Below are 12,260 nucleotides of genomic sequence, written 5' to 3' on the forward strand. Positions count from 1 at the left end.
TCATCGGCGAGGCGCGCGGATCGTCGGTGCGTGGGCGGGATCGTCGAGCAAGGGCAGCGGCGCCTCAGACGGGCACGATGTCGGCGGTGTGGTACTGGAACACGAGGCGCGCGGGAACCGCACCGGCGAGTACCTCGTCGACGGACGAGTTCACCTGCTGCAGCTCGCGGGCCTCTGTGACGACTCTGGTGCGCCCGGCGGCATGCAGAGCGAACACCTCAGCGAGGTCCTGTCGCGTGCCGACGATCGAACCGATGATGCTGATGCCTTTCAGGACGGTGTCGAAGATCGGAACAGTCAGTTCCCCGCCGGCCGGCAGCGATACGAGGACCAGACGACCCCCGCGATTCAGAGAGGAGAACGCCTGATCGAAGACCGCGGGAGCGACGGCGAGCACCACGACGACGTCAGCTCCACCGAGGCTGCGGATCGCGGTGATCGGGTCGGTGTCGTGGGCGTTGATGACGTGGTCCGCTCCCAGCTCCGTCGCCAGCTCCAGCTTCTCGTCGGTGACGTCGACGGCGATGACCTTCGCACCGACCAGGCGAGCGTATTGGACGGCGAGATGCCCGAGCCCGCCCACGCCGAAGATCACCACGGTCTCCCCCGGCGTGACCCGTGCATTCTTGATGGCGGCATAGGTCGTCACGCCGGCGCATGTGAGCGGCGCGGCGTCCATGGCGGTGATGCCTTCGGGAACGGCGACGGCGAAGCGGGAGTCCGCGAGCATGTATTCGCCGTAGCCGCCATCGACCGCATAGCCGTTGTTGTACTGGCTCTCGCAGAGGTTCTCTCGCCCGTCGACGCAGTACCGACACTCACCGCAGGCGTGACCGAGCCAGGGCATCGCGACACGCTGCCCGACAGCACGGTTGGTGACGCCCGTGCCGAGTTGCTCGACGATTCCGACGCCTTCGTGCCCCGGGATCAGCGGGAGGGTGGGCTTCACCGGCCAGTCTCCTCGCATCGCATGGATATCCGTGTGACATAGTCCGCACGTCTCCAGGCGGACCAGTACCTGTCCCGGACCGGGCTCCGGCACCGGGCGCTCCTCCACCTGCGCCGGCGCACCGAACTCTGTGACGACTGCTGCTCGCATCATTCCTCCTTGACGAAATCGTGGGTGTCTGAAGCCTGAAGCCTGAAGCCTGCGGCGCCTCCCGCACGGACCGAAGGTCCTGCTGCGACGGACCGACGGGCGCAGAGACCGAACTCACGTCGGTCACCGGACGATCACTGTCACTGTGGATGGTCGCGAGACGATCGCCTGGCTGGTCGACCCGAGAAGGAAGCGAGCGATCGCTCCGCGCCCGTGCGAGCCGATGACGGCGAGGCGAGCGTCGCTTGCGAGCCGATTGATGATGACCTCGGCGTAGCCTCGCTCGACGACTCGACGCACTTCCAGCTGCGGGTGGAGTCGGGGAATCGCCGCCAAGGACTCCGCGAGAGCATCCTCCGTCAGCTTCTGCATGCCCCTGAGGTAGTCCGCCGGATAAGCGGACATGTTGAGCGGCAACGGAACCGTCACCCAAGCATTGACGACCGTGAGCGGATCCCCGGTGATCGCCGCTTCGGCCGCGGCGAAGTCGATCAGCTTCCGAGAGATCGAGGAACCGTCGACCCCCACCACTACCCCTCTCCGACCGGAGAGGTCGATGTCCGGCACGACGACCACCGGGCAGTGCGCACCGGCGGCCACTCGGATACCGTGGGGGCCACGCCGTGATTCCGTATCCGATCCCTGGAAGTCACTCCCGATGACCAGAAGATCGAACACCATGGACGCGTCGATCAGCTCCTCCACGGGGTTTCCGCGTGCGACTCTGATGTCCGCCTTCACACCGTGGGCTCGGACCCGCTCTGCTTCGCGCGCGAGCAGTGCGCGCGTCAGTCCGATCGCCTCTGCGACGACGTTCCCTTCGCCCACCGCACCGATCGCGCCCCCCACGACTGAGATCAGTTCGACCCTGCTGAGCCGCTCCTCGGCGCGGCGCGCCGCCCATTCGACAGCCCGCTGGGATGCGCGGCTGTCGACGACTCCGACGAGGATGCTCTCTTCCATGTGCGGTTCCTTTCAGTGGAGGCGCCCCTGCGGGAACGACCGGGGGCCGACCGGGGCTAGATCCGAACTTCTTCACCGTGGTCGGGTACGCGCGCCGGCCACCCGAGCTCGCGCTCGATCCGCAGCCGCAGTGTGTCCGCGGAGGCGGGCTCGCCGTGCGTCACGTACACCGCATCGGGCGCCCGTTCCGCCGCGCGCATCCAGCGGACGATCCCGTCGGCATCGGCATGTGCAGACATCGAATCGATCGAGACGACTTCGGCCCCGACGGCGATGTCCCTGCCGAAAACGCGCAGTGTGCGCTCCCCGGCGAGCAACCGCGCCCCGCGTGTGCCGCCGGCCTGGAAGCCGGTCAGGACGATCGCGTTGCGCTTATCGGGGGCGTAGGCCAGAAGATGGTGCAGGATCCGCCCTCCGGCGAGCATCCCGCTGGCGGAGATGATGATCATCGGGCCCCCGCGCAGATTGAGGAGCTTCGAGTCGTCGACGCTGTGGACCGGAGTCGCAAGGTCGTACAGGCGTTCGACCTCATCCGCGGAGAGACGATGCTCCTCGGGGTGCCGGCGATACACGTCGGCGACGCTGATCGCCATCGGACTGTTCACGTAGATCGGCACGTCGGGGATCTCGCCGCGCTCGCGCAATCGAGAAAGGTGGAGCAGCACGGTCTCGGTGCGGCCGACCGCGAACGCGGGGATGAGGACGACACCGTTGCGACGAACCGTGCGCCGGACGACATCTCCCAACTGCGATTCGGGATCGACCGGGCTGTGCGCTCGGTTTCCGTAGGTCGATTCGGTGACGAGGATGTCCGCACCTTCGAAGGGATGCGGAGGTCGCATGAGTGGATCGTCGCTCCGCCCCAGGTCACCCGTGAAGCACACGAGCCGCTCGCCGACATCGATGTACGCACTCATCGCTCCCAGGATGTGACCGGCCGGATGCAGGACCGCGGTGGTCGCACCGGCGATGTGCGTCTCCTCCCCCTCCGGCACCACGACGAACCGTTCCAGAGCACGCTCTGCATCCTTCACCGTGTACAGCGGTGTCGGATTCTCATGTCGAGACCATCTGTGCTTCGCCGCATGCCGTGCTTCTTCTTCCAGCAGATGTGCGCTGTCGATGAGCATGATCCGGCAGAGGGAGGCCGTGCCTTCGCTTGCATACACAGAGCCTCGGTAGCCCTCTCTGACGAGGGCCGGCAGGTAGCCGGAGTGATCCAGGTGTGCGTGCGTGAGGACGACGGCGTCGATGGTGCGTGGGGGAACGGCGAGCGGAGCGCGGTTGCGCTCTCGGAGCACCTTGTATCCCTGGAACAGCCCGCAATCGACGAGTATCCGTGCGGACGGCGTGCTGAGCATGTAGCGCGACCCCGTCACCGTGTCTGCGGCACCGAGAAACCTCAACGTCGCCGCGCTCATACTCGTGGCCGCGGTCATGGTCGTTGCTGGCCACTCGCGGCGAGCTGTGTCGACAGTACGGCGACTGCGATCGTGGCTCCCCAGGCGTGTGCCCGCTCGAGCTCACCGGGGAGGAGATGGCTGTCCTTGTCGACCAGGAAGCTCTCGGGGCGGACCAGCTCCCGCCTTCCCGTCTTCTGAAGTCGCTTCGCGATCGCGGCCGCTGCCGACCCTGTGAAGATCCTCGGCATGTCGACGCGCGTGTCGAACGCGGCGTATCCGAAGGTCGCCGTGGGGCCGGTCTCGATCCACTCCCGGATCCCCGTCTCCTGGCTGCCGTGCTCGAGCACCAGGTGCTTGCCGGGGTCTCTGGCCCAGATCTCCGCTTCTCGCCGCGAGGCGGGTCTGCTCAACGAATGGGCATGAGTGGGCGCTCCGACCACCAGAACCTGGTGGTGCCCCGCGGGCTTCGCCTGTCGCACGTCGACGAGTCCGGCGGAGAGATGCTCCTGCATGCCGTCGGCGATCGCCTCGGCCACGCGGCGGGTGTTGCCGAAGAACGACTCGAAGACGATCTCCGCGTTCGGGGCACGATTCGGCACGGGTTCCGTCATCATGGTCGTGGTCCCGCCTGCATGAGATCACTGATGTCGATCGGCTGCGTCGGTGGGAGATGAAGGTCAGCTGGTCCGATGGTGAGTGGACGTGACTGCGCGAAGGTCGAGTCGGCCATGATGCTCCTTTGTCGGCGGCGAGGTCCCCCGATACGGGGAGCTTCCCTGGCGCCGGCGGCGCGGCGAGGGTCGAACGTCCCGTGGAACGCTCACGACCGATCGGAGCGATCCCCTGTCGCTCGAGCGGAGAAGCGCTCTGCGGCGCCGTAGACAGCCGCTTGTGTCCGTCGCTGCATGCCGAGTTTCGCGAGCAGCGCCGAGACGTAGTTCTTGACGGTCTTCTCGGCGAGACCGAGATGCTCGCCGATCTGACGGTTCGTCAGCCCTTCCGCTATGAGCCGCAGGATCTGGCGCTCCCGCAGACTCAAGGGCATGTCGGCGGCAGGAGGGGCGGACGCTCGTGACGCGAGCCGGGCACGGACGCGCTCAGCGACTGCGGGGGGCGTCAGATCCTCTCCGTTCGCGACCCGGCGAATCGAGTCGACGAGCGAGGATCCACGAATCGTCTTCAACACATATCCCGAGGCGCCGGCGACCACAGAGGCGGCGCTCGCAGTGTCGTCGTCGAATGCGGTGAGCATGAGGCACCGGATGCCGGGGTGTTCCGATCGGATGCTGCGACAGAGGTCGACCCCGCTCCCGTCCGGGAGCCGTACGTCGAGGACGACGATGTCCGGCACGGTCGCGGCCACGCGCCCGAGAGTTCCGCGGACCGAACCAGATTCTCCGACGACTTCGAGCCCGTGCTCGGCGTCCAGGATCTGCGAGATCCCACGACGGACCACGCTGTGGTCGTCGACGAGGAACACCCGGATCATCGGGCCTCCGTCGAATCCGCCGGCAGCGGTGCCCGCCAATGCACCCGCGTGCCGCTCGTGTCTCGAACCCCGATACTGCACGTGCCGAGGTGAGCACGCGCGCGCATCTCGAGATTCGCCGTGCCGCTGACACGCGCCGGATTCTCGGGTATACCGATCCCGTCATCATCGACATCGACGGTCACATGGGATGCCGTGACGGAGACGCTGACCTCCGATGTCGTGGCCCGCGCGTGACGCGCGATGTTGCTGAGCGACTCGCGCACGACGGCGATGACATCCTCAGCGAGCACGCCTGTGACGAGCAGATCGACGGGTCCGGCGAATACGACCCGCGGCGCACTCTGCAGGATCGGCGTGAACTCGCTCACCACACCCAGCAGACGATGACGGACCGACTCGGCATCCGCAGCCTGGAGGGCGAAGATCGCCGTGCGGAAATCGGAGATGGCCGCATCGATGTCTCCGGCGTGAGCGGAGAGGGTCGCGGCGTGCGCGGGCAGGGCGGCGGCCAGGGCCTGCAAGCCGAGCCCCGTTCCGAAGAGCCGCTGTATGACTTTGTCATGAAGGTCGCGCGCGATGCGCGAACGGTCCTCGATCAGATCCAGCCGCTGACGGTCGGCGCGAGCCTGAGCCAGCGCGACAGCGAGGCCGGCCTGCGCGGCGAACTCGGAGAGCATCGACAGGTCTTCGGGAGAGAACCGCGGTCCTTTCGCGTTACGCACCACGCACAGGACTCCTGCGGGCGCGCCCGCGACCAGAAGGGGCACAGCGATCGTCGCCCCTCCTGAGACATGCGAGTCGAAGGACGGAGACTCGGCCGGGTCGGCATTGGAGACGACGCTTGCCCCGCTCATCGCGCGTGCGATCAAGGAGTCGCCGTCGGGGACATCCGTCCCCTGGATCTTCTCGGCGCCGAGCCCCCGAGCAGTCGTCACCCGGCTGCGCCCGCCACCGGGCCCCGGAGCCACGAACAGCACCAGATCGGCATCGATCACCGCGGCGACCTTCTCTGCGACCACACCGAAGACATCGCCGGAATCCGGGGCGAGCAGGGCCGCGGAGATCTCTGCGAGGGCGCGGCTCAGTCGCTGAAGCCGCTGCGACTCCTCGTAGCGGCGGGCGTTGTCGATCGCGATCCCGGCCGTCGTCGCGAGCGCGAGCACCAGCTCCTCGTCCTCATCGGTGAACTCACCGCCGACGCGATTGGTGAGGTACAGATTCCCGTAGATCTCGCCACGCACCCGGATCGGCACCCCGAGAAAAGTGCGCATCGCCGGGTGATGTGCGGGAAAGCCCACCGATCGCGGATCCGTGCCGAGGTCTTCCAACCGGATCGGATGCTCGCTCTCGATGACCGCGCCCAGAATGCCGCGCCCCTCCGGGAGATGATCCATCATCACGGCGACCTCGTGCGGCATCCCCACGTGGATGAACTGCTCCAGTCGCCCTGCGCGATCGATCACACCGAGCGCACCGTACTGCGCGTCCACCAGGGTCAGAGCCGCTTCGGCGATGTGGCGGAGCACCTGTTCGAGCTCGAGGTCCTCCACGACGATCTGACTCGCGCGCAGCAGGCTGCGCAATCGCCCCTGGGCGGTGAGTACCCGTTGAGCGCGCTCGACCAGCTCACCGATCGTGCTCTCCAGCTCGGAGCGGCGCTGGTCAGGGAACTGAAGAGATTCGTCGTCCATCACCCCCACTTTCCGCGGCAGTTGTTGCTGACACTACTCCCGAACGCGGCGCGCAGGACCTTCGACTCTTCTAACGTGAGGTCCCCCGTCGGACGATGAGTTTCCACCGGAGAGAGGGCGGCACCGAATGCCTGCGCGATATGTCCTGGGGCTCAAACGAAACAGCGCCGAGGAGGCTGCGACCGCGTGGGCGGAATCGCATGCTTCGGCCGCGGGCGTCCCACTCGTCCGAGTGCATGTGTCGTCCAAGAGGGATGCCGTCGCCGCCCGATCCGACCCGCCGACATCGACAGACGTCGTGCTCCCCCCGGGTCCGGTGCCGCAAGCGCTGGCCGGTATCGTGGAGGACGATGACGTTCTCGTGATCGGCACGGGAAAGACGGGATTCATCCACGGCCGCGTGTTCGGCACGATGGCGTTTCGCATCGCTTCGTCGGTGCGGTGCACCGTCGCCGTCATACCGCAGGTCGATCTGCGCTTCCGGTCGGGGATCATCGCCGGGGTCAAAGACGACGACCTGCTCGAGCGCATCGTCCAAGCCGCGTCAGCCGAAGCCGTCCAGAGCGGGGAGCCCTTGCAGATCCTCCACTCGTCCTTCGCCGGGATCGTTCCGGCTCCCGTGGAGACCGCGGGATCCGCGATCGAGCAGGCGGCTTCCCTTGTGAGCCGTCTGGCGCCGCGGGCCATGCGGGGAACACGCGAGACGGCGCGTCCACCCGCGGAAGCACTGCTCGATGCATCGAGGAACGCGGCGCTGATCGTGATCGGCGCAGGCCATGTCCACGACGGGGAACGTTCCGTCGGCCCCGTCGTCCAGGACATCCTGGTGAACATCAACGCGCCGGTCCTCATCGTGCCCGCACGCCCGGCCGACCCCACAGCGTGAATCCGGACGACCGCGCGGGACGTTCGACTCTGTGCCATTCTGCGTGGGCGAGCAGCATGGGCGGATGACACCTGACACCGAACACCTCCCCATCGTCGTCGGGGTCGATGGATCTTCGGCATCCGTCGAAGCGCTGACCTTCGGCGCGCGACTCGCTGCCGCACTCGACACCCCCCTCGTCGCCGTCACGACCTGGACGTATCCCGTGATGGTCGATCCTTTCGACCCGGGCACGGAGTGGTCCCCGAAGAGGGAGGCCGAAACGTGTCTCGCCGACGCCGTGCTCGAAGCCTTCCAAGGGTCGCCACCGGAACGATTGACCCGCACGGTCCTACCGGGCCGGGCCGCGGAGGTGCTGATCGAGCAGAGCGAGCACGCCTCGATGCTCGTCGTCGGCAGTCGAGGCCATGGCGGCTTCGCCGGGCTGCTGCTCGGCTCGGTCAGCGCGGCGTGTGCTGCGCACGCCCACTGTCCGACGCTCGTCATCCACGCCCCCACGCAACGGCCCGTGCCCGCTCCCGCGCCGTGACCCCGCCGATGCTCGCCGTCGGCCGCGCCTGTACTGTGTAATCCACGCGCAGGCGTGCGCGTGGCTCTGTCCCGCTGACCGACAGCGAAGAGAGGGACGAATGCACCGAGTGTTCCTGGTCGACGACCATGAAGTGGTGCGCCGCGGCATCGCGGGAATCCTCGCGCTCGACCCCGAGCTGACGGTGGTCGGGGAAGCCACGACCTACAGCGAGGCTGTCGTCCGGATCGCCGAGACGCTCCCGGACGTCGCTGTCCTGGACGTGCATCTCCCCGACGGCAGTGGAATCGACCTGTGTCGTCAGATCCGCCAATCCCATCCGAGCGTGCGCTGCCTGATCCTGACGGCATTCGACGATGACGACGCGCTCGTCGCTGCTGTCATCGGCGATGCGGCCGGCTACCTGCTGAAGACGCTGCACACCGACGAGCTCGTCCGTTCTGTGCGTGATGTCGCCTCAGGGAGGTCTCTCCTGAATCCTTCGATGGTGCGGCAGGTCGCCCATCGAGTGCGCGATGCCCGCGCCGAGGACCCTCGGTACGGATCGTTGAACCTCCGTGAGAAGCAGACGCTCGCACTGATCGCCGAGGGGCTGACCAACAGCCAGATCGGCGCTCGTCTGGGACTCGCGGAGAAGACCGTGAAGAACTACGTCTCCTCCGTGCTCAGCAAGCTGGGTCTCGAACGCCGCACACAGGCAGCCGTGCTCGAGACGGAGCGGATGGCCCGACTCGGCTCACCGGGGGCGCCGTCCGTGTGACCGCATCAATAGGGATGAACGACGATGCGGTTGTCGACCTCCGTCACGTGCGGCGAGGCCCACGCCGCCTCAGCGGCCTGATTCTTCTCCGCCCATGATCGGACGGTTCCGGTGAGCGTGACGGAAGTGCCGGACACGACGACCTCTATCGTGTGCGCGTCGACCAGTGCGTTGCGCCTGATCGCTCCGCGGATCCGCTCTTCTGCGTCCGCCGCCGAGGGCCGCGCAGTCAGGGTGATCATGCTGTTCACGGTTCGCACGCCGGTCAGGTGCTGTACCGCCCGCTTCGCCGCACGACGCTCGTGGTCCCAGTCCACCTCCCCCATCAGGGTCACGTCGCCGCCGTCGATCACTGCCTTCACGCCGGGAGGAACATCGGCGGCAGCACGGAGCGCGTGCTCCACCTCCTCCGCCACCGCCGTGTCTGTCATGGATTCCTCGAGCGACGATGGGACGCTGAGGCGATCGACGACGGCGTTGACGCCGCGGACACGAAGGGCTGCGTGACGCGCCGCGAGGCGCTCGGAATAGCTGTCGACCTCACCGGAGAGTGCGACGGTGCCGTCTTCGACCGCGACACCGATCCCGGCGTCATCGACATCGGGGGTCCATTCCAGCTCGAGTTGGACGGCTCGTTGCAGGTCGCCGTCGTCGGTGTGCGTGGTAGATGTCATGGTGCTACTCCTTCTGGTCGAGGTGCTCATCGTTCAGGGACGGTCCTGCGCTCGCGCGGTGGTCGCCCCGCCGGGAGTGCGCGCGGCTCCAGGTCCACCCCGCGATCTCGGGCGCATCCTCACCGTGCGCACGCGTGTACGCTCGCGCACGGAGGCGCGCATCCTGCATCTCCTGCCGCAGCCCCGCTTGTGCGGATGCGAGGCCCGGCACCCGATCGATGACATCGATGACGAGGTGGAATCGGTCGATGTCGTTCATCATGACCATGTCGAACGGGGTCGTCGTGGTGCCTTCCTCGATGTACCCGCGCACGTGGAGGTTGTCGTGTCCGTGTCGCCGGTAAGTGAGGCGATGGATCAGCCACGGATAGCCGTGGTACGCGAAGATCACCGGCCTGTCCTCGGTGAAGACGGCGTCGTACTCGCGGTCGCTGAGGCCATGCGGATGCTCCCCCTCGCTCTGGAGCCTCATCAAGTCGACGACGTTCACGACGCGCACCTTCAGCCGGGGCATGTGCTCGTGAATGAGGGCTGCCGCCGCGAGGACTTCCAACGTCGGAACGTCGCCCGCAGCGGCGAGGACGACATCCGGCTCCTCACCTGCGCGCTCGCTCCCCGCCCATTCGAGAATCCCCAGGCCCCGGGTGCAGTGTTCGACGGCCTCTCGCATCGTCAACCAGTTCGGAGCCGGTTGCTTCCCCGCCACGACGACGTTGATGTAGTCCACGGAACGCAGACAATGGTCGTAGGTCGACAGCAGAGTGTTCGCATCGAACGGGAGGTAGACGCGCACCACGTCGGCCTTCTTGTTCACGACGTGGTCGATGAAACCCGGGTCCTGGTGCGACAACCCGTTGTGATCCTGACGCCAGACGTGGGAGCTGAGAAGGTAGTTCAGTGAGGCGATGGGACGCCGCCAAGCGATGCCTCGAGAGGTCTTCAACCACTTGGCGTGTTGATTGAACATCGAGTCCACGATGTGCACGAACGCCTCATAGGAGTTGAAGACCCCGTGGCGTCCGGTCAGAAGATAGCCTTCCAGCCACCCCTGGCATTGGTGCTCGCTGAGCATCTCGACGACTCGTCCGGTCCTGGCGAGGTGGTTGTCCTCATCGATCGGCCATACCGCGGCGTTCCATTGTTTGTCCGTGACCTCGAAGACGGCATCGAGACGGTTGGATGCGGTTTCGTCGGGGCCGAAGATGCGGAAGTCCTTCGGATTCGCCGCGATCACATCCCGCAACCAGGTTCCGAGCACGCGAGTCGCCTCGCTGACGGACCCTCCCGGAGACGGGACGTCGACGGCATAGTCGCGGAAGTCGGGGAGCACCAGATCCTTCCGCAGCAGTCCGCCGTTCGCCACGGGGTTGGCGCTCATCCGGGCATCGCCCTCCGGCGCGAGCGCGGTCACCGAGTCCCGCACTCCACCGTCATCATCGAACAGCTCCTCCGGCCGGTATGACCGCATCCAATGCTCGAGCAGCCGCGTGTGCGCTTCGGTGTCGCGAGCGTCGCGGAGCGGCACCTGGTGCGAACGCCAGTTGTCCTCTGCCGGGTGGCCATCGATCTCCTTCGGGCAGGTCCACCCTTTCGGCGTACGCAGGATGATCATCGGCCATGCCGGACGCGTGCGGAGCGCACCTGACGCCGCATCAGCTTTGATCTGCGCGATCTGGTTGAGCACCTCATCCAGGGTGTGTGCGAATCGCCGGTGAACCTCGATCGGGTCCTCGCCGTCGAAACCTCCGGAGACGAGGTGAGGAGTATGCCCGTAGCCCCGCATGAGCTGGAGCAGCTCTTCCTCGGGGATGCGCGCGAGCACCGTCGGATTCGCGATCTTGTAGCCGTTCAGGTGCAGGATCGGCAGTACCACTCCGTCGTGCAGAGGATCGAGGAACTTGTTCGAGTGCCACCCGGTTGCCAGCGGTCCGGTCTCGGCTTCGCCGTCCCCGACGACCGCGGCGACGAGAAGATCCGGGTTGTCGAACGCTGCGCCGTACGCGTGGGAGAGGGAATAGCCGAGCTCGCCGCCCTCGTGGATCGACCCCGGTGTCTGCGGAGCCACATGGCTGGGTATCCCTCCGGGGAACGAGAACTGCCGGAACAGTTCTCGGACGCCGTCCTCGGTGCGTTCGATCGCGTCGTACACCTCGCTGTACGTGCCGTCGAGATAGGCGTTGGCGACCATACCGGGACCACCATGCCCGGGTCCCGCGACGAAGAGGACGTCGAGCGACCGCTCCCGGATCACGCGGTTTAAGTGGGCGTACATGAAGTTCAGGCCAGGGGTGGTCCCCCAGTGCCCCAGAAGACGGGGCTTGATGTGATCACGCGTGAGTGGCTCGCGCAGCAGAGGGTTGTCCAGCAGGTAGATCTGCCCGACCGAGAGATAGTTCGCCGCACGCCACCAGGCATTCACCGTCTCGAGCTTCGCGTGTGACAGTTCCCGCACCTCGGTGCTCGGCCAGCTCGTCGTCCCGGGCGATATCATCGCGCTTCCTTTCGGGGAGGGGTTCTCGTCATGAGCCGACCTCACACCCGTGTGCGTGACATCTCAGTGCCGAAGGTCCTCCCGGGTCAGGAGAGGGGTCGCCGTAGCCTCACCTCGGTCGGAGGGGCGGTGGGACCTTCGACTCTGATCGTGGAGTCGTCGGCGCGCGCACGATGTCACCATGTCCGCATCGAGGAACCCGCGAGTCCACGGAAGCGTGGCCTCTCCAGGTTCGCGACGGAACCCGGATCAGAGGCGACACACATCTGGAG

11 protein-coding genes are annotated in these 12,260 nt (G+C 66.7%); 3 read left to right on the forward strand and 8 right to left on the reverse strand.

Annotated features, from left to right (window positions below):
• Positions 1 to 64: 64 nt before the first annotated feature.
• The 6 genes from OC372_RS03965 to OC372_RS03990 form a co-directional block, all read right to left on the reverse strand.
• Positions 65 to 1,099, reverse strand: a complete 1,035-nt coding sequence (locus OC372_RS03965; protein ID WP_105710349.1) for a zinc-dependent alcohol dehydrogenase — start codon at positions 1,097 to 1,099, stop codon at positions 65 to 67.
• A 123-nt stretch (positions 1,100 to 1,222) separates the two neighbouring features.
• Complete coding sequence (locus tag OC372_RS03970; protein WP_105709992.1) at positions 1,223 to 2,062, reverse strand: universal stress protein; 840 nt, start codon at positions 2,060 to 2,062, stop codon at positions 1,223 to 1,225.
• Between the two features lie 56 nt (positions 2,063 to 2,118).
• The gene (locus OC372_RS03975) at positions 2,119 to 3,501 is read right to left on the reverse strand and encodes an MBL fold metallo-hydrolase (protein ID WP_258134026.1); all 1,383 of its coding nucleotides are present in this window, start codon (positions 3,499 to 3,501) and stop codon (positions 2,119 to 2,121) included.
• Positions 3,498 to 4,079, reverse strand: a complete 582-nt coding sequence (locus OC372_RS03980) for a flavodoxin family protein (protein WP_258134027.1) — start codon at positions 4,077 to 4,079, stop codon at positions 3,498 to 3,500. Before OC372_RS03980 ends, OC372_RS03975 begins: the two co-directional genes overlap by 4 nt.
• Positions 4,080 to 4,285: 206 nt before the next feature.
• Entirely contained in the window at positions 4,286 to 4,954 is a 669-nt protein-coding gene (locus tag OC372_RS03985; RefSeq protein ID WP_105710351.1) for a response regulator transcription factor, read from the reverse strand.
• Positions 4,951 to 6,648: a GAF domain-containing protein gene (locus tag OC372_RS03990; RefSeq protein WP_262000984.1), complete on the reverse strand. Its 1,698-nt coding sequence runs from the start codon at positions 6,646 to 6,648 to the stop codon at positions 4,951 to 4,953. Before OC372_RS03990 ends, OC372_RS03985 begins: the two co-directional genes overlap by 4 nt.
• A 238-nt stretch (positions 6,649 to 6,886) precedes the next feature.
• Here OC372_RS03990 and OC372_RS03995 point away from each other — a divergent pair, with 238 nt between their 5' ends.
• The 3 genes from OC372_RS03995 to OC372_RS04005 all read left to right on the forward strand — a co-directional run bounded on the left by OC372_RS03995 (position 6,887) and on the right by OC372_RS04005 (position 8,823).
• Positions 6,887 to 7,534 carry a universal stress protein gene (locus tag OC372_RS03995; RefSeq protein ID WP_262000985.1) on the forward strand — a complete coding sequence of 216 codons (648 nt, stop codon included), beginning with the start codon at positions 6,887 to 6,889 and terminating at the stop codon, positions 7,532 to 7,534.
• 64 nt (positions 7,535 to 7,598) lie between these two features.
• Entirely contained in the window at positions 7,599 to 8,063 is a 465-nt protein-coding gene (locus tag OC372_RS04000; protein WP_105709996.1) for a universal stress protein, read from the forward strand.
• A 100-nt stretch (positions 8,064 to 8,163) separates the two neighbouring features.
• Positions 8,164 to 8,823, forward strand: a complete 660-nt coding sequence (locus OC372_RS04005) for a response regulator (RefSeq protein ID WP_105709997.1) — start codon at positions 8,164 to 8,166, stop codon at positions 8,821 to 8,823.
• A gap of 5 nt (positions 8,824 to 8,828) precedes the next feature.
• Here OC372_RS04005 and OC372_RS04010 read toward each other — a convergent pair whose 3' ends face one another.
• Together OC372_RS04010 and OC372_RS04015 are read right to left on the reverse strand one after the other, a co-directional pair.
• Positions 8,829 to 9,497 (reverse strand): BON domain-containing protein, encoded by a 669-nt coding sequence (locus OC372_RS04010; protein ID WP_105709998.1) that lies wholly within the window; start codon positions 9,495 to 9,497, stop codon positions 8,829 to 8,831.
• Between the two features lie 4 nt (positions 9,498 to 9,501).
• Positions 9,502 to 11,988 carry a phosphoketolase gene (locus OC372_RS04015; protein ID WP_105709999.1) on the reverse strand — a complete coding sequence of 829 codons (2,487 nt, stop codon included), beginning with the start codon at positions 11,986 to 11,988 and terminating at the stop codon, positions 9,502 to 9,504.
• Positions 11,989 to 12,260 lie beyond the last annotated feature (272 nt).

This window comes from Microbacterium sp. Mcb102 (assembly GCF_024519805.1).
Lineage (GTDB): Bacteria > Actinomycetota > Actinomycetes > Actinomycetales > Microbacteriaceae > Microbacterium.